Origin of the sequence: Kitasatospora sp. NPDC056731, from assembly GCF_040687675.1 — a bacterium.
Taxonomy (GTDB): Bacteria; Actinomycetota; Actinomycetes; order Streptomycetales; family Streptomycetaceae; genus Kitasatospora.
On sequence record NZ_JBFBNR010000017.1, the window covers coordinates 1 to 16,389 of the forward strand.

At 71.2% G+C, this 16,389-nt stretch carries 19 protein-coding genes; 6 read left to right on the forward strand and 13 right to left on the reverse strand.

All coding sequences use genetic code 11. The features are described 5' to 3' along the window. Nucleotides 1-1,023 precede the first annotated feature (1,023 nt). Together AB0R04_RS19265 and rpe are read right to left on the reverse strand one after the other, a co-directional pair. Entirely contained in the window at nt 1,024-1,983 is a 960-nt protein-coding gene (locus tag AB0R04_RS19265) for a pirin family protein (protein ID WP_363372636.1), read from the reverse strand. Nucleotides 1,984-2,119: 136 nt separating this feature from the next. Beyond that, the gene (gene rpe / locus AB0R04_RS19270) at nt 2,120-2,803 is read right to left on the reverse strand and encodes a ribulose-phosphate 3-epimerase (RefSeq protein ID WP_363372639.1); all 684 of its coding nucleotides are present in this window, start codon (nt 2,801-2,803) and stop codon (nt 2,120-2,122) included. 264 nt (nt 2,804-3,067) lie between these two features. Between rpe and AB0R04_RS19275 the strand changes: the two genes are divergently transcribed. Next, nucleotides 3,068-3,919 (forward strand): hypothetical protein, encoded by an 852-nt coding sequence (locus tag AB0R04_RS19275; RefSeq protein ID WP_363372641.1) that lies wholly within the window; start codon nt 3,068-3,070, stop codon nt 3,917-3,919. A 44-nt stretch (nt 3,920-3,963) separates the two neighbouring features. Here the strand turns inward: AB0R04_RS19275 and AB0R04_RS19280 are convergent, their stop codons facing one another. From AB0R04_RS19280 to AB0R04_RS19305, 6 genes are all read right to left on the reverse strand, one after another. Next, entirely contained in the window at nt 3,964-4,620 is a 657-nt protein-coding gene (locus AB0R04_RS19280; protein WP_363372643.1) for a C39 family peptidase, read from the reverse strand. Nucleotides 4,621-4,824: 204 nt separating this feature from the next. Further along, entirely contained in the window at nt 4,825-5,382 is a 558-nt protein-coding gene (locus tag AB0R04_RS19285) for a DUF4188 domain-containing protein (protein WP_363372889.1), read from the reverse strand. A gap of 112 nt (nt 5,383-5,494) precedes the next feature. Then, complete coding sequence (locus AB0R04_RS19290; protein ID WP_363372645.1) at nt 5,495-6,145, reverse strand: TetR/AcrR family transcriptional regulator; 651 nt, start codon at nt 6,143-6,145, stop codon at nt 5,495-5,497. 160 nt (nt 6,146-6,305) lie between these two features. Then, nucleotides 6,306-7,292 carry an aldo/keto reductase gene (locus AB0R04_RS19295; protein ID WP_363372647.1) on the reverse strand — a complete coding sequence of 329 codons (987 nt, stop codon included), beginning with the start codon at nt 7,290-7,292 and terminating at the stop codon, nt 6,306-6,308. Nucleotides 7,293-7,405: 113 nt separating this feature from the next. Then, nucleotides 7,406-8,269: an ABC transporter permease gene (locus AB0R04_RS19300; protein WP_363372650.1), complete on the reverse strand. Its 864-nt coding sequence runs from the start codon at nt 8,267-8,269 to the stop codon at nt 7,406-7,408. After that, on the reverse strand, nt 8,269-9,240 hold the full coding sequence (locus AB0R04_RS19305) for an ATP-binding cassette domain-containing protein (RefSeq protein ID WP_363372652.1): 972 nt from the start codon (nt 9,238-9,240) through the stop codon (nt 8,269-8,271). The genes AB0R04_RS19300 and AB0R04_RS19305 overlap by 1 nt, the downstream gene beginning before the upstream one ends. A gap of 100 nt (nt 9,241-9,340) precedes the next feature. On the opposite strand from AB0R04_RS19305, the gene AB0R04_RS19310 reads away from it, so the two are divergent. Then, entirely contained in the window at nt 9,341-10,075 is a 735-nt protein-coding gene (locus AB0R04_RS19310) for a TetR/AcrR family transcriptional regulator C-terminal domain-containing protein (protein ID WP_363372655.1), read from the forward strand. Nucleotides 10,076-10,104: 29 nt separating this feature from the next. Here the strand turns inward: AB0R04_RS19310 and AB0R04_RS19315 are convergent, their stop codons facing one another. From AB0R04_RS19315 to AB0R04_RS19335, 5 genes are all read right to left on the reverse strand, one after another. Next, on the reverse strand, nt 10,105-11,544 hold the full coding sequence (locus AB0R04_RS19315) for a pyridoxal-phosphate dependent enzyme (protein WP_363372656.1): 1,440 nt from the start codon (nt 11,542-11,544) through the stop codon (nt 10,105-10,107). Between the two features lie 151 nt (nt 11,545-11,695). Next, nucleotides 11,696-12,073: a nuclear transport factor 2 family protein gene (locus tag AB0R04_RS19320; protein WP_363372657.1), complete on the reverse strand. Its 378-nt coding sequence runs from the start codon at nt 12,071-12,073 to the stop codon at nt 11,696-11,698. A 259-nt stretch (nt 12,074-12,332) separates the two neighbouring features. Beyond that, nucleotides 12,333-13,082, reverse strand: coding sequence for a hypothetical protein (locus tag AB0R04_RS19325; RefSeq protein ID WP_063346729.1), 750 nt, complete (start codon nt 13,080-13,082; stop codon nt 12,333-12,335). A 17-nt stretch (nt 13,083-13,099) separates the two neighbouring features. Beyond that, nucleotides 13,100-13,291: a hypothetical protein gene (locus AB0R04_RS19330; protein ID WP_363372660.1), complete on the reverse strand. Its 192-nt coding sequence runs from the start codon at nt 13,289-13,291 to the stop codon at nt 13,100-13,102. Continuing rightward, nucleotides 13,288-13,731: an ATP-binding protein gene (locus AB0R04_RS19335; RefSeq protein ID WP_363372663.1), complete on the reverse strand. Its 444-nt coding sequence runs from the start codon at nt 13,729-13,731 to the stop codon at nt 13,288-13,290. The genes AB0R04_RS19330 and AB0R04_RS19335 overlap by 4 nt, the downstream gene beginning before the upstream one ends. A gap of 173 nt (nt 13,732-13,904) precedes the next feature. Here AB0R04_RS19335 and AB0R04_RS19340 point away from each other — a divergent pair, with 173 nt between their 5' ends. The 4 genes from AB0R04_RS19340 (at nt 13,905) to AB0R04_RS19355 (ending at nt 16,323) form a co-directional block, all read left to right on the forward strand. Next, on the forward strand, nt 13,905-14,765 hold the full coding sequence (locus AB0R04_RS19340) for a helix-turn-helix transcriptional regulator (RefSeq protein ID WP_363372665.1): 861 nt from the start codon (nt 13,905-13,907) through the stop codon (nt 14,763-14,765). After that, nucleotides 14,762-14,995: a DUF397 domain-containing protein gene (locus AB0R04_RS19345; protein WP_363372667.1), complete on the forward strand. Its 234-nt coding sequence runs from the start codon at nt 14,762-14,764 to the stop codon at nt 14,993-14,995. Before AB0R04_RS19340 ends, AB0R04_RS19345 begins: the two co-directional genes overlap by 4 nt. 20 nt (nt 14,996-15,015) lie before the next feature. Beyond that, on the forward strand, nt 15,016-15,249 hold the full coding sequence (locus AB0R04_RS19350) for a DUF397 domain-containing protein (RefSeq protein WP_363372670.1): 234 nt from the start codon (nt 15,016-15,018) through the stop codon (nt 15,247-15,249). 525 nt (nt 15,250-15,774) lie between these two features. Beyond that, nucleotides 15,775-16,323, forward strand: coding sequence for a YceI family protein (locus AB0R04_RS19355; protein WP_363372673.1), 549 nt, complete (start codon nt 15,775-15,777; stop codon nt 16,321-16,323). The last annotated feature ends 66 nt before the right edge of the window (nt 16,324-16,389 follow it).

Sequence of the window (16,389 nt, forward strand, 5' to 3'; positions counted from 1 at the left end):
GGCTCGCCCAGGGCCGCTCCAACGCCGGCATCGCCCCGGGCCACTTCAACACCGAGAAGGCCGCGCCGCGGCGGACGCCCCCCGGCCGCCCTGCTACGGGTGCAGCCGCAGCCGCCGGAACCGGCATCGCGCCTGACCGGCGGCGGTGACCAGAGCGCCGATTCCGGCGAACCGCCACCCCGACCGTCTGTCGGCACATGCCAACGGCACAGTCGCGGCCGGGGCGACCGAGCCGAGGGAGACCGAAACTCGCCAGTAATCAAAGCCGGACGGCCTTCGGGCCGGCAGCGGGACACTGGTACGTTCGGTGGTGATCACGGGACGCATCGACCGCCCCGTGAGGGCGTAGCAGTGCATGACACTCCTCCGCTCCGGGCCCCGGCCGACGGTGGACAGACCATGGCCGGGGCTGCGCTTTCTTGACGCTGAAAAAGGTACTCCTCCGTGAAAGCGGTTTGCACCGCAGATGTCTCAACTCGGTGCTGCACGTGCTGATGGGAATGGCATTGCCGGTGAGATCCAGCAGTGCCTGCGGACCTCGCAGCGGCACCGGTTCCGCTCTCACCGTGGCGTGACGATCGGACAGAAGCGGGCATGTGTTGACGCCATCCGGGCTCTACCGATCGGTAATAGCCGATTTCCGGGCCGGTGCACCGCGTGGCGACTACAGGGCCGTAGATGGACGGGCCGGTTTTCGGTATTCATCGAATTGCAGATGCAAGCAATCGGATGATGAGATTCCACAAAAGCCGTGATGCAAGTCACATGATGTGGCGGTCGTGGGCGGCGATCATCGCGCGAGCGCACGGTACGGACAGATCGCCCGGCCCCATGCGCCGCAGCCTCAGGAGGACCCGACGGGTCCGCTGGCAGCTCGTCAGCAAAGGCGGCAAGAGGTCGGCAAAAGGTCAGCATCGGTCCGATTGAAGGCTGCCGCGCCGCCCCGAACGCGCGAGTCGACGTGACATCCCACAGGGCCCTCCCACCCAACCAGCGCGCGCCTCACGAGCGCATTTCGCCAGGTCAGCGCACGCGCCCTCGCGCCTTCAGCGGGAGGGCGGGGAGCTCCGGCGCGCGCAGGCGGTCGCCGGCGTAGCCGTGGACGTCGCCGAAGCGGGCGGTGGACGTCCAGTCCTCGCGGGCCTGGGTGATCTCCTCGCCGGTGCGGCCGATGAAGTTCCACCACATGAGGATCTGCTCGTCGAAGGGTTCGCCGCCGAGGAGGAGGACGGCGGCGTCGGTGCGGGCGTGGAGGGGGAGTTCGGGGCGGCCGCAGCCGAGGTAGAGCATGGAGCCGGGTTCGACGCGGACGCCGTCGACGTCGACGCTGCCGGACATGGAGAGGACGGCGTACTCGAAGTCGGGGACGAGCGGGAGCTTGAGGTCGGCGCCCTCGGTGAGGGCGAGGTCGGCGCCGACGAGGGGGGTGTAGGCGGTGCCGGGCGAGGTGGCGGTGTCGAGGGTGCCGAGGATGACGGTGCCGTGCAGGCCGGGGGCGGTGACGACGGGCAGGTCGGCGTGGTGCTCGAAGGTGGGGGCGGTGTGCCGGTGGGCGTCCGGGAGGGCGACCCAGAGCTGGGCGCCGTGCAGGTAGCGGGCGTGCGGGCGCGGGGATTCCTCGGAGTGGGAGATCGCCCGGCCGGAGGTCATCAGGCCCAGTTCGTACGGGCGGACGGTCTGGAGGCTGCCGAGGCTGTCGCGGTGCAGCACTTCGCCCTGGTGGAGCCAGCTGACCGTCTGGAGGCCCATGTGGGGGTGGGGCGGGACCTGCATGCCGGGTTCGTCGGCGATGTCATCGGGTCCGTAGTGGTCGACGAAGCACCAGGCGCCGACCATCCGGCGGCCCAGGTTGGGGAGCAGGCGGCGGACCATCGTGCTCTCGCCGAGCTGGACCTGACGTCCGGTCAGCAGGTCCTTGACCGGTCCGGTGTCGGCCTCGCGGCCGCAGGTGGTCGGGGAGGGTTTGCGGTCGAGGTTGCTCATGTGCGGTTCCACCACCGTGCGGAGAGGGGCCGGGCGAGGGGCGTTCGCCAACGATCATCCCTGACGGCCGGTGGATCCTCCACCCCTCCCCGGGCCGGGGCCCTGGACGACGCCCCCTTAACGGCCCCGCCCGGGCTCAGTGCCCGCAGGCCCACCAGGCGTCCGCCGAGGCCTTGGTCGCGAGCTCCCGCAGCTTGCGCACGGCCTCGGCCGGGTCCTCGGCCCCGTACACCGCCGAGCCGGCCACGAACACGTCGGCGCCGGCTTCGGCGCAGCGCTCGATGGTGTCGGCGGAGACGCCGCCGTCGACCTGGAGCCACAGTTCCAGGTCGTGCTTGGCGATCAGCTCCCGGGTGCGGCGGATCTTCGGCAGCATGATGTCGAGGAACGCCTGGCCGCCGAAGCCGGGCTCGACGGTCATGATCAGCAGCATGTCGAGCTCGGGCAGCAGGTCCTCGTACGGCTCGATGGGCGTGCCCGGCTTGAGGGCCATGGAGGCGCGGGCGCCCTTGGCGCGGATCTCGCGGGCGAGGCGGACGGGTGCGGCGGCGGCCTCGACGTGGAAGGTGACGGAGCCGGCGCCTGCCTCGACGTACTGGGGGGCCCAGCGGTCCGGGTCCTCGATCATCAGGTGGCAGTCGAGCGGGGTGTCGGTGGCGCGGGCGAGCGACTCGACGATCGGGACGCCCAGGGTGAGGTTGGGGACGAAGTGGTTGTCCATCACGTCGACGTGCAGCCAGTCCGAGCCCCTGACGGCCTCGGCCTCGTCGGCGAGCCGGGCGAAGTCCGCGGACAGGATGCTGGGGTTGATCTGCGCCATTACCGACTACCTTCACACGAGGGTTCACACGAGGGCTGCGGCGTCCCGGGAGCGGGCACCTCGTCCCATCATCTCGCGCCGCCGCCCGGCCGGGTGCACACCGGGACCTCCCCGTGACCGTCATCACACCCGGTCCGGGATTACCGTGGCCGCCGCCGTGGTCATCAGCACTGAAGCGGCCCGCGCGCGCCCGATCCGTCGGCGCCCGCCGAGCCGCCCCGTCCGGCCGGGTTCGCCCCGCCCCTCTCCGAGGAAGGTCCTTCGATGGCCGATCTCGTCCACCCCGCCCGTGCACTGTGGTGGCTCTTCGAACCGGTGCACGCCGTCACCTACTTCCTGCCCGAGAGCCGCGAGGCCTACGAGGCGGCCGGGCTGCACGGCGGCTGGCGCGGCTACTTCGCCAGCCGGTCGGCGCCGCTGGGCGCGGTGGACGCGCCGCCGGTGATCGCCGCGTTCTTCAGCTTCTCCCCGGCGATGGTCGAGCGCGCGCTGCCGGAGGTGTGGACGCACGCCAGCCCGGAGGAGGCGCTGGCCGCCCGGCTGAAGGGCTCGGCGGCGGCGCTGGCCCGGCTGCTGGAGCACGTGGACCCGGCGCAGGTCGAACTGGTGGTGGAGGCCCTGGAGCGGGCCGCGGGCCGGCTCGACTGCGTCGGCCGGGTGCTGGCCGCCGCCAACGCCGCGCTGCCCCGCCCCTCCGGCCTGTACGAACGGCTGTGGCAGGCCGCCACGGTGATGCGCGAGCACCGCGGGGACGGCCACGTGGCGGCCCTGGTGGCGGCCGGACTGGACGGCTGCGAGGCGCTGGTGGTCCGGTGCGCGATGGACGTCCGGCGCGAGATGCTCCAGCCGATGCGCGGCTGGACGGACGAGGAGTGGGACGCGGCCGCGGCGCGCCTGGTCGATCGGGGCTGGCTGACCACGGCGGGCTCGGTGACCGAACTCGGCCGGATCCGGCACCAGTCCCTGGAGGCCGCCACCGACCTGGCCGCCGCGCGGGTCTGGGAGGACTACCCGCGCGCCGAACTCGACCGACTGGCCGCCGCGTTGAAGCCGATATCGGCGCTCTGTCGCAGCCAGCTCCCGGTCAACCCGGCCGGGCTGCCGGACAACCCCTGATCAGCCCCTGATCAACCCCTCGTGAGGTCCCGATCAGCCGCCGGTCAGTTCCCGACCGGTTGCTGGTCGGGAACCGATCGGGCGCCACCCGTGCCCGGCGGGCCGAGGACGATCCCCCGCCCGGCGTAGAAGCGCTCGAACGACCGCCACGGCACGTGCGCGAAGGACTGCGACTCTCCCGGGAATCCGGACGGGTTGTGGATCACCACCGCCGTGTCCGTGGCGCCCACCACCAGCACCAGGTGTCCGCCCCGCCGCACCGGCGCCGGACCGGCCGGCTCCCGGATCGCGGGATGCACCGACACCATCACCAGCCGCCCGCCGGCCACCTCGGCCGCCAGCTCCGCGGGCGCCAACTCCCGTGCCTGCGCGGCCAGTCCCCACCGCCGCCGGACGTAGTCGGCGAACGGCGTGTGGATCAGTCCGCGCAGGCTCTCGCCGTCCCGGACGTACGCCCCCGCCGCCACGCACTCCCCGGCCAGCGTGAGCGCCGGGGGCGCCAGGCCCCACCAGTGGTCGAGCGCCATCCGCAGGCAGGCCACCCCGCACAGCCGCCACGACCACCACGCGTACTCCTCCGGGGTGGCCGCACCGGACTGCCCCCACCGAGGGTCCTCGGCCGCGTCGACCTGTCCGTCGATGATCACCCGCACCAACTCGGCCGATTCCCACTGCGCGTGGTACGGCACCTCGTGCACCACGGGCCCGCCCACCGGCCCGCCCGTGGGCGCGCCCGTCGCTGCGCCCGCGTGTGCTCCGCCCGATGCGCCGGTCGGCGCGCTCGCCCGTACACCTCTCGGCGCGCCCGTCGGCATCCCGCCCTGCTCCTCCGCCATCCCCCGACGCTCTCACGCCGCGGCACCCGGGCCGACCCGCGACACTCCCTGGGCGCCCGGCGAGCACCCCTACTCGGGCACGCGCTCCCCCGAGCCTTCCTTCGAGCCCTCCTTCAGGCCTTCCGTCGAACCCTCCGACCGGTAGGCCAGTCGCTGCGACGCGCGGCGCCCACGCGCCTCGAGCGGCAGGGAGCCGGTGGCGCCCGCGAGACCGAACGGCGGCATGTCGAAGTAGATCGACTCGTACCCGCCCTCCGGCACCACGTACGTCTCGTGCCACAGCCCGACGTGCCGACGGGCCTTCCCCTCCCGCAGTTTGCGGTTGACGATGCCCCAGACGCTGTGGTGGAAGCCGTCCGGCGCGCTCGCGTAGCCGTACAGCTTCTCCTTCGACTCCCAGTACTGGACGACGTAGTACGTGCGCGGCGAGGCGGTGAGCAGGATCCGCCCGCGCAGGCCGCGTTCGGGGCTGCGCCCCAGTTCGTACAGCATCCGGAACATCGCGAACATCACCGGGCCCCAGTGGTGGACGGCCCAGAAGCGGTTGATCCGCATGCCGATCAGCAGCACCACGGTGTCGCCGGTGGCGCCCGCGGTGGTGTAGCCCGGCGTCGGCTTGGCGAACATCGATCGGACGAACGTCGTTCCCATGGACATCTCAGCCTCCCGCACCCCATGTAATCGGTGATTACATCAGGGCCGGGAAACCCGGTCAAGGCTCGCTGCACGCACAAATCGGTTACTGCGAAGGATGGTTGGCGATTCCCTGGCCGAAGGTGTCGAGCACCTTCCCGGCCAGCTCCTCCGCCTCCTCCCCCGGCAGGTAGCCGTCCACGATCATCTGCGCCAGCCCGAACACCAGCGCCTGCCCGGCCAGCCCCATCAACCCCGGATCCCCCGGGCGCAACCGGCCCGCCTCCTGGTCCGCCACGATCAGACCGGTGAACGCCCGGTCCATACCGTCCAGTTGATCCCGCAGCTCCGGCTCCCGCGAGGCCACGAACACCCGCGAACGCACCAGATCGAACCGGTGCGGATGGTGCAGCGCGTACCGGACGAACCCGAGCCCGACCGCCCGCATCACCGACCCCCCAACCGACCCCCCGACCGACCCCCCGACCGGATCCACCGCCGCCACCGCCGCCACCTCGGCCTCCTGGCACCGTACGAAGTCCGCCAGCACCCGGTCCGCCAGCGCCGTCAACAACGCCTGCCGGTCCGCGAAGTGGCGAAACGGCGCCCCCGCCGAAACCCCGGCCCGCCGCGCCACCTCCCGCATGCTCACCTTCTCCTGCCCGTACTCGTCCAGCAGCTCGAACGCCGCGGCGACCAGCGCCTCCGGCAGCGATCCGTGGTGGTACGAGCTGCGCCCGCCAGGCCGTTCCGTCATGCCTGCCTTGCTACCACAGCAGGCCGCCCCACCAGGAAACCGTCACCCCACCGATCGGAGCCCCATGCCCACGCACATGCCCACGCCCACACCGACCTCCGCGGGGACGGCCGCAGGACGGGCGCCGGGGGGCAGTAGGCCTCCCGGCGCCCGTGCGCGGCTACCAGGCGTAGTCCTCCGGGGCGGGCTGGTGGCCGGGGAAGAGTTCGTCGAGGCGGTCGAGGGTCTTCTGGTCGAGCTTCAGGTCGAGGGCGGCGACGGCGGCGTCGAGGTGGGCGGGGGTGCGGGGGCCGATGATGGGGGCGGTGACGGCGGGGCGGGTGAGGAGCCAGGCGAGGGCGAGGTCGGCGGGGTCGGTGCCGAGTTCGGCGGCGAGGTCCTCGTAGGCCTGGATGCGGTCGCGGTGGGTGGCGAGGAGCTCGCCGGCGTGGGGCATGGCACCGCGGACGCGGGTGCCTTCGCGTTCCTTGCGGAGGATGCCGCCGAGGAGGCCGCTGCGCAGCGGGGACCAGGGCAGCAGGCCGAGGCCGTAGTGCTGGAGAGCGGGGATGACCTCCAGTTCGATGGTGCGGTCGAGGAGGTTGTAGAGGGACTGTTCGCTCACCAGGCCGAGGAAGTGGCGGGAGCGGGCGGCCTCCTGGGCCTGGGCGAGGTGCCAGCCGGCGAAGTTGCTGGAGCCGACGTAGATGATCTTGCCCTGGGCGACCAGGACCTCCATCGCCTGCCAGATCTCCTCCCAGGGCGTGCCCCGGTCGATGTGGTGCATCTGGTAAAGGTCGATGTGGTCGGTGTTCAGGCGCCGCAGGCTGGCCTCGACGGCGCGGCGGATGCCGAGGGCGGAGAGTTTGCCCTCGTTGGGCCAGTCGCCCATCGGCCCGTACACCTTGGTGGCGAGGACGGTGCGTTCGCGGCGGCCGCCGCCCTGGGCGAACCAGCGGCCGATGAACTCCTCGGTCCGGCCCTTGAGGTTGCCCTCGCTGTCGCGGCCGTAGGCGTTGGCGGTGTCGAAGAAGTTGATGCCCCGCTCGTGGGCGGTGTCCATGATGCCGTGGGCCTCGGACTCCTCGGTGTGGGGGCCGAAGTTCATGGTCCCCAGGCAGAGTCGGGAGACGGTCAGGCCGGTGCGGCCGAGGTGGGTGTACTCCATGGCGCCCACCTTCGGCCGTACCGGCGCCGGTGTCCAGCACATTCCGTCAGACGAGCAGGCCCACAGGCGCGCAGACGAACCGGGTCGGACGGAATCGCCGGATTCCGGCCTGTTCAGCGCCCGTGCGTGGCGAACTTCCGTACGGCTAGCGGCACGCAGAGCGCGAGCAGCAGTCCGCTCCAGAGCAGCGAGGCGAGGACGGCGTGCTGCATGGGCCAGGCGCCGCCGGCCGCGGAGGGGTTGCCGAAGAGTTCGCGGCAGGCCTGGACGACGGCGCTGACCGGGTTCCAGTCGGCGACGACCCGCAGCCACCCGGGCATGCCGCCGGTGGGGACGTAGGCGTTGGTGACCATCGCGATCGGGAAGACCGCGACGGAGAGTTGGCCGGCGGCCTCCTCCTTGCCGATGGTCAGGCCGAGGCAGGTGCCGACCCAGGTCATCACGAAGCGGAAGAGCAGCAGCAGGGCGAACGCGCCTGCCGCGTCCCCGGCGCCCTCGCGGACGCGCCAGCCGGCGGCGAGGCCGACGAGCGCGAGGAGGGTCAGGACGACGAAACTGACGAGCAGGTCGGCGAGGGTCTGTCCGAGCAGCAGTCCGGTGCGGGAGACGGGCATGGAGCGCAGCCGGTCGGTGATGCCGCGGCCGACGTCGCGGGCGGCGCCGACCATGGTCACCATGATGCCGTTGGTGGCGACCATGGCGAACAGGCCGGGCATCAGGAACTCGCGGTAGTCGCCGCCGCCCGGGATCCGCATGGCGCTGCCGAAGACGTATCCGAAGACCACCACCATGATCACCGGGACGCCCAGCGAGGCGGCCAACAGGCCGGGCGAGTGGCGGTAGTTGAGGAGGATTCGGAGCATCGACGTCCAGGTGTCGACGGCCAGCCGGGCGGGTCGGGACGGTTTCGGCGCAGGGCGGGACGGTGTCGGCGCGGGGCGGGACGACATCGGCGCGGGGGTGTACGCGGCGGCCATCAGGCGGCCCTCCTCAGGGTTTCGGCGGATTCGCGGGTGAGCGCGAGGAACACGTCGTCCAGCGAGGGGGCCCGTACGGCGGCGTCCTCGGCGGTGATCCCGACGGTGTCCAACTCCCGTACCAGCGAGGGCAGCAGGACGGACACGCCGGGCTGGGTCAGTACCGTCACGGTCCGTTCGGCCGCGTCGACCTGCGCGTCGCCGCCCGAGAGGGTGGACAGCACCACGGCGGCGGCGGCGAGTTGGGCCGGGTCGGCGAGGGTGACGGACAGCTGGCTGCCGATCGCGGCCTTGAGCCTGGCTGGTGGGCCGGTGGCGATGGCGGCGCCGTGATCGACGACGACGATGTCGTCGGCGAGCCGGTCGGCCTCCTCCAGGTACTGGGTGGTGAGCAGCACGGTGGTGCCGCCGTCGGCCAACTCCTTGACGGTGTTCCAGATTTCCTGGCGGCTGCGCGGGTCGAGCCCGGTGGTGGGCTCGTCGAGGAAGAGCACCGGGGGGCTGGTGACCAGGCTGGCGATGAGGTCGAGGCGTCGACGCATGCCGCCGGAGTAGGTGCGGACGAGCCGGTCGCCGGCCTCGGTGAGGTCGAAGCGTTCGAGCAGTTCGTCGGCGCGGGCGCGGGCGCGGCGGGCGCCGAGGCGGTGCAGCCGGCCGAACAGGTGGAGGTTGTCGCGCCCGGTGATGCCCTCGTCGACGGCGGCGTACTGCCCGGCGAGGCCGATGGCCCGGCGGACGTCCTCGGCGGCGCGGGCGACGTCGTGGCCGGCGACGCGGGCGGTGCCCCGGTCGGGGGCGACGAGGGTGGCGAGGACGCGGACGGCGGTGGTCTTGCCGGCGCCGTTGGGGCCGAGCAATCCGCAGACGGTGCCGGCGGGAACGGTGAGGTCGAGGCCGCGGAGGGCCTCGGTGGTCCCGAATCGTTTCTCCACGCCTGCCATCTCGATGGCGGGTCGGGCGGTGTCGGACATGGCTCTGCCCCTTCTCTAGGTACAGCGTACGTAGAAGCGTGAGCCAAATGCTACTACGTACGTCGTACGTATCTAAGATGGGGGGCGAGGTGATCACCCAGTGCCGTCCAACGAACCCCCCAGCAACAGCGAGCGCCCAGCCACCCCCGAGGCGCCCGAACTGATCTGGCTACGCCCCGAACGCACCGGCCGCGGGCCGAAACCCGCCCACAGCCGGACGTCCATCGCCGCCGCGGCCGTCGAGATCGCCGACGCGGAGGGCCTGGACGCCGCCTCCATGCGCCGGGTCGCGGCCGCCCTCGGGGCGGGCACCATGTCGCTCTACAACTACGTGCCGAAGAAGGAGCACCTGCTCGACCTCATGCTCGACGCCGTCACCGCCGAGTACGAGCTGCCGGCCGCGCCGAGCGGCGACGTCCGCGCCGACCTCGCGGCGCTCGCCCGCCAGCAACTCGCCATCTTCCGCCGCCACCCCTGGCTGCCGGCCCTGGTGCTCGCCCGCCCGGGCATCGGCCCCAACGCCCTGCGCTACACCGACCACTTCCTCGCCGTCACCGCCTCCACCGGCCTGGGCGGCGGCGCCCGGATGGAGGCCATGGCCCTGTTCAACGGCTTCGTCTGCCAGTACGCCCAGTACGAGCAGACGGCAGCCGCGGGCGCCAAGTGGCAGGCGGAGCTGGTCGGTTACCTCACCCGGGCCGCCATGAGCGGCGAATACCCGCACCTGGCCCAGGCGTTCGCGACGTCCGGACCGCCCTCCGATCCGGACGCCGCCTTCGACCGCTCGCTGGACCGGGTGATCACCGCCATCCTGGCCACGCCGACGCCCGGCTGACGCCCCGCTGAGCCCACCGACCGGCCCCGCTAAGCGGCCCCGCCCTCAAGCCGCGCCCGCGACAGCACCGCCACCGCCCGCCCGTCGACCAGCACCAACACGGCCTCGTGCGCGCCCCCCAGCGCCGCCCGCGCCTCGGCCGGCGACTGCCCGACGCCCACCGCCGGCAGCGCCGGCCCGACCAGCACGCCCAGCGAATCACCCGACGGATCACCCAGCGGGTCACCCAGCGAACCACCCACCGGATCGCCCGGCTTGGCGCCGCCGTCCGCGAGCGCCGCCGCCAGCACCGCCCGCGACACCGAGCCGACCACCTCCGTCGCGCTCACCCCGTACGGCCTCGCCGCCCGCGCCAGCACCACCGGCGCCACCCCGCCGGGCACGGCGCGCAGCGCCTCCAGTGCCTCGCCGACCGTCGCGCCGGCGTCGACCGCGACCAGCGGGCCGGCCTCGGCGAGCAGCGGCCGAAGGCTGCCCGCTGCCGCCTCCTCCAGGAAGCCCCACTGCCGCATCCAGTCGTCGCTGTGCACCTTGGACAGGTACGAGCGCCCGGAGTCCGGCAGCAGCACCACGACCAGGTCGTCCGGCCCGAGCCGCCGCGCGACCCGCAGCGCCGCCGCCACCGCCGTGCCCGAGGAAGGACCGGCCAGGATGCCCTCCTCGCGGGCGAGCCGACGGGCCGTCAGCAGCGACTCGCGGTCGGGGATGCGCTCGAAGGCGTCCACCACCTCCGACCGGTAGGCCTGCGGCCAGCGGTCCTCGACGGTGCCGGGGTGGAGGAAGTGCCCGATGCTCTCGACGAACCACGGGCTGCCGTCCCCGCCCCCGTACATCGAGGACTCCGGGTCGGCGCCGACCACGGTCACGGATCCGCCGGACACCTGCTGGAGGTACCCGCCGGTGCCGGTGACGGTCCCGCCGGTACCGACGCCCGCGACGAAGTGGGTCACCCGGCCGCCGGTCTGCTCCCAGATCTCGGGGCCGGTGGTGCGCACATGGGCGTCCGGATTGGCCAGGTTGTCGTACTGGTTGGCGAGCCAGGCGCCGGGGATCTCCTCCACCAGCCGCTGCACGACGTTGAACAGGTGCGCCGGGTCCTCGGCGGGCACGGCCGTCGGGGCGAGCACCACCTCGGCGCCGTACGCCCGCAGGATGTCGGACTTCTCGGGCGCCGACTTGTCGGACACCCCGGCGATCACCCGGTAGCCGCGCTGCCGCCCGACGATGGTCAGCCCGATGCCGGTGTTGCCGGAGGTCGCCTCGACGATCGTCCCGCCCGGCCGCAGCAGGCCGTCCCGCTCGGCGGCCAGCACCATGGACAGCGCGGCGCGGTCCTTGACGCTGCCGCCGATGTTGAGGAACTCGGCCTTGGCGTAGATCGGCGCGGGCAGCCCGGCGCCGAGCCGGGCGAGGCGGAACAGGGGCGTCCCGCCGATCGCGTCGAGTACGGATTCGTGCACTGCGGCCATCACGGCCCCTTTCACTGGCTGTCCGCCCGAGCCTGCCCGAACGCGCGGCCAGATAGTCGCTGGTGCTGTGACCACGTGACCGACCGCGAACCGCAGCCCCGGAGTGCCGAAAGGGACAAGTTCACGAGAAGGACAGCGACAGAAGGACGACTCAGGAGGCGAACGGCTCGATCTCCCCCGCAAAGACGATGACCTGGTCGATGAGGCTCCGCCGCAGATGGACGACGTCCGTTCCCGCCAGGCGGGGGCCTCCATCCGGCGTGGTGAAGACCCACTGGTACCGGGCCCACTCGTCAGGCATGTCCACCGCTGAGCAGCGCGCCATCGTGCCGGTCCCCGCCGGGTGGTGCCGGATGTCCAGCACGAACCGCTCGACCGCCGCGATTCCTTCGCTGCGACCCAACGGCCCCCAGAAGACCACGTCTGAGGTCAGGGCCTGGGAGAGCAGGGCAGTCACATAGCTGTCGTCCGAGGCGTTGAACGCGGAGATGAAGGTGTCGATCGCGGAGCGTGCCGTCTCTTCCTGCATGCCCCAGTAATACCAGCCGTTGCTCGTGCGCTCGTCCCGCGAGCCGCCTTCCGATCACGGTGGGCCATCCCGGTCACAGCACTGGCAGCCCCGGATCGTCGAGGCCGAGTCGGCGAGGGTTCTCGACCGTAAAGGGGCGCGGACAAAGGCGCGTGGCGCCCATTGCGCGCCCCTCAGATTTGCCGCGCTCCAAAGTGCGCAACGGTACGGCCCGCGCCCGCCCCGCCGATCGGGTGTGTGCGGAGAGTGATCGGCGCGATCAGATCAGTGGGTCGAAGAGGTCGCGCCCCCAGTGTCCGAGCCAGGACGCGGTGGCGGACCACCGGGCCTGACCTTCCGCGCCTTCCGCACCTTCCGTCGACTCGTCGTACGGCAGCACGGCGGTCGGGGCGAGCCAGCCCTCCCCCGGGTCGATGCGGACCCGCAGCACCTTGAGCGGTCTGCGCAGGGCGACGAACATCCGCAGGTCGTCGGTGTGCGGGCAGTGGGTCTCGTAACGGTCGTGGACGGTACGGCAGATGGACTTGATGTCGGTGTCCGCGAGCAGGAGGTGGCGGCTGCCGGGGCCGAGGTTGACGCAGAGGCGGCGGCGGGCGGTGTCGCGGTCCGGGTACGGCAGGTTCTGGTGGTTGTCGACGTGCAGGCCGAGGCACAGGCCGCTCTCGGGCAACCGGTGGGTGACCAGCTCGCCGGGCGGGTCCTCGGCCGGTTCGAGGGCGACGTGCAGCGGATCACCGAGGAGGCCGACGAGCGCGGCGACGGTGTGGACGTCGGTGACGGTCCCGGGGAGGCGGAAGAACTCGACCAGGCCGCTGTCCTTGGTGAAGAGGCCCGGCGCGTAGCGCTCGGGGTGCTCCTCGGGGAGCGGGGCCCAGTCGCCGGCGGGGACGACGGCTCCGTTCTCGTAGTCGGGCTCACCATGGACTCTGCGGACGTTGCCGATGTCGCAGCGGGCGCGGAGGGCCGCCGGGTCGCGGAAGGCGATGGCGGCGGGGTGCATGGTCGTCATGAGGGGGGCTCCTCGGTTCAGTCGTTGTCGTCGTCGGAGTTGTCGCCGTGGCGGTTGATGCCGGTCATCAGGGCGGCGGCCAGGGTGGTCCACCAGACGACGTCGGCGGTGGCCGGCTCGCGCGGCGGGACGAGGTTCGAGGCGAAGCAGGCGAGGGCGAGGCTGGCGGCGGTGATCGCAGCCGTGGTGGCGAGCTTGATGACGCTCAACTTTCGGGCGAGGGAACGTTGCTGTCCGCGGTACGGAGGACGCGCGCCCAGACGCGCTTGCCCGCGCCGCACCGCGCGATCACCCCGAAGTCGACGGCGAGCCGGCGGGCGAGTTCGATCCCACGGCCGCACTCGTTGAAACGGCCCGGACGCGGCTCGCGAAGCGGGAGGTCGCTGCGGGGGTCCCAGACTTCGAGGCGGCAGCCGCCGTCGAACTCCTGGAGGTAGAGCCGGACTTCGCCGTCGCCGTGACAGGCGTGGACGACGGCGTTGGTCACGAACTCGGAGGCGATGAGGACGAGGTCGTCGACCGGGTCACCGACCCAGCCCCAGGAAGTGAGCTGGTCACGGACCAGGCGGCGGGCAGTACGGACCGAGGTTTCGTGCTCGGTGAGGGTGGTCTCCCAGGTTCGGAGGACCGGGTTACGCAAGGTGGACATGAGTCACCCCACACCTTCAGTGGCGTGTTCGTGCGGTCACAGTGAGTGTGGAGCCTCGGAATTCGAAAAGGCAACCTGAACGCCTTAGAAAATCGGTGGATCTTGAAACGGCTTGAGTCGAGGCGCCCGCAGCAGCAAGACTGACCATCAACATCCGTAGGGAGGGAACCCACTTGAGCACTGACCTCTCCGCCATCAGGCAGATCAGACTCGGCGACGAGCTTCGCGCGCTGCGAGTGGATCAGAACAAGAAGCTGGTCGAGGTCACGAAGGGACTGAAAGGGTGGAGCGCGGCTCGTCTGAGCAAGATGGAGCGCGCCGAACAGCCAGTCGGAGCCGCCGATCTGGCGACCCTTCTGGACTGCTACGGAGTCACCGGCGCCGACCGCGAGTACTACGAGAACCTGCTCGGGGGTGGCCCGCCGAAGCAGTGGTGGCGCAGTCTCGACTATGCCGACGCCATCACGCCCGCGTTCGCCGAGTACCTCGCGCTCGAAGCCGACGCTTCGCACATGGTGGACTACTTCTTCTCGGGCTTCCCTGGCCTCATCCAGACCGAGGCCTACGCCAAGGAGATGATCGCCGCCGGAACGGACGCACCCAACGAGGAGGAGGTCGATGCGGGCGCCGAGGTCCGCATTCTCCGCCAACGCCGGCTGACCAGAGACCCTCTGCTCACCTTCGAGGCGTTCTTCGGTGAGGTCGCGTTGCTGGTCGCCGGCGATCAGCAGGTACTCACCGAGCAGATCCGGCATGCGATCAAGGTGGCTCAGTACCCGAACGTCACCTTGCAGATGGTGCCGCTGAGTGCCGGACGCCCTGGAGTCCTCAACTCCGGACTCACGCTCATGCGGTTCCCCGGCGACCTCGAAAATGGCTTCGTATTCATCGAAGCCGTCGGCGGTATGCTCCCACGCAGACGGGGACGCGACGTACGGCGTGCCGAGAGGGTCTTCGCTCGCGTCAAGCGATTCGCGTTGTCGCCCGAGGACACCATCACCGCACTTGAACGTAAGTTGGAAGAGCTGACGTGAGCAAGAAGCACGACCCCTACGACCACAACCCCGCCAACGCCGAGTGGGTCAAGTCCCCCTTCTCCGGGGAAGGTAACGGCAACTGCGTGGTTATCGCGCGCTTCCCCAACGGCGACGTCTGGCTCGGCGACGACAAGAACCCGAATCGCCCCCACCTCGCCTTCGACCAGGCCGAATGGACCGCCTTCATCCAAGCCATCGAAGCCCACGACCCCCGCTTCACCCCCTGACCACCCACCAGGAGGCCAAGATGCGAGACCGCCACGACCCCTACGACCACAACCCCGCCAACGCCGACTGGACCAAGTCCCCCTTCTCCGGTGACGACAACGGCAGTTGCATCATCGTCGCCCGCTTCCCCAACGGTGACGTCTGGCTCGGCGACGACAAGAACCCGAACCGGCCCCACCTCGCCTTCGACCAGGCCGAATGGACCGCCTTCATCCAAGCCATCGAAGCCCACGACCCCCGCTTCACCGCCTAATACTGCAACCGCATCTGCGTGACGGATGTGGTGTTGGGTTCGTTGGTATGTCTGTGTGCTGATGAGCTGATGGTCGAGCAGGTCGAGTCGCCCCTCGGGTAGGACGATTTGCATTTCGGGGCTCGGCGCCCCGCAGTGCGGCGGGACGCCGAGCGGGTCCTATCGAATCTCCCTACCCAGAGCTGGAGTCGGTGGCCTATTCGCGGCCGCTTCGAGACAGCCTCGGGGTGCCGACGGTGGCACCTCCATCGCCGGCTCCGAGCGACGGGTCGCCGCAGCCGACCGTGATGGACTGCACCAATCTCCGAATCGCCAGGCAACTGCGCATCAACGCAAGTAGGGTGGAGCAGCGCCTGACACGCGTGTACCGGAACTCGACGTCAAACGCCGAAGAGACCTTCCCGTGGGCCTGCGCAACGACGGAACCACGACCGGGCGGACAGGCCCCGGAGGCCTCTGACACGGAGCACTCCCAGCCGTCCTCGCCCCCACCGCGGAACCGACTGCCCCTCCCTAAGGATTCATGTGCCGCACACCTCGGACGACCGACCGGCCACCCTTGCAGTCGGCACCTACACCATCGACGCCGGACGCAGCACGATCGCCTTCACCACGCGCCACTTCTTCGGCCTGGGCGCCGTGCGCGGAACGTTCGACCTTACCTCGGGGCAGGTGCACGTCGCCGCCGAGCCCACGCAGTCGTCGGCCACGGCTGTCATCGATGCCGACAGCTTCTCGACCGACAGCGGTACCCGCGACAGGGTCGTGCGCTCACCCAAGTACCTGGGCACAGCCGCACACCCCCACATGGCCTTCGCCTCGAACGCCGTCCAGTCCACGGACACCGGGTACGTCCTGCGCGGAGAGCTGACCGTCAAAACCACTACGCAGCCCATCGAACTTACCGTCGAGCAGCCGGAATTCACAGCCGATGGAATCCGGTTCCGCGCCACCACCAGAATCGACAGGTACGCATTCGGTATCACCGTCGACAAAGGCATGACCGCCCGTCACCTCACCCTTTCCCTCGACATTCTCGCCGTGCCCGCCGTAGGCGGCATCCCCGGCGACTAGTACTGCAACCGCATCTGGGGGTTGTGGCCTCGGCGTTTGTGGTGGGAGCGGCGGGCTCGGGCCTGG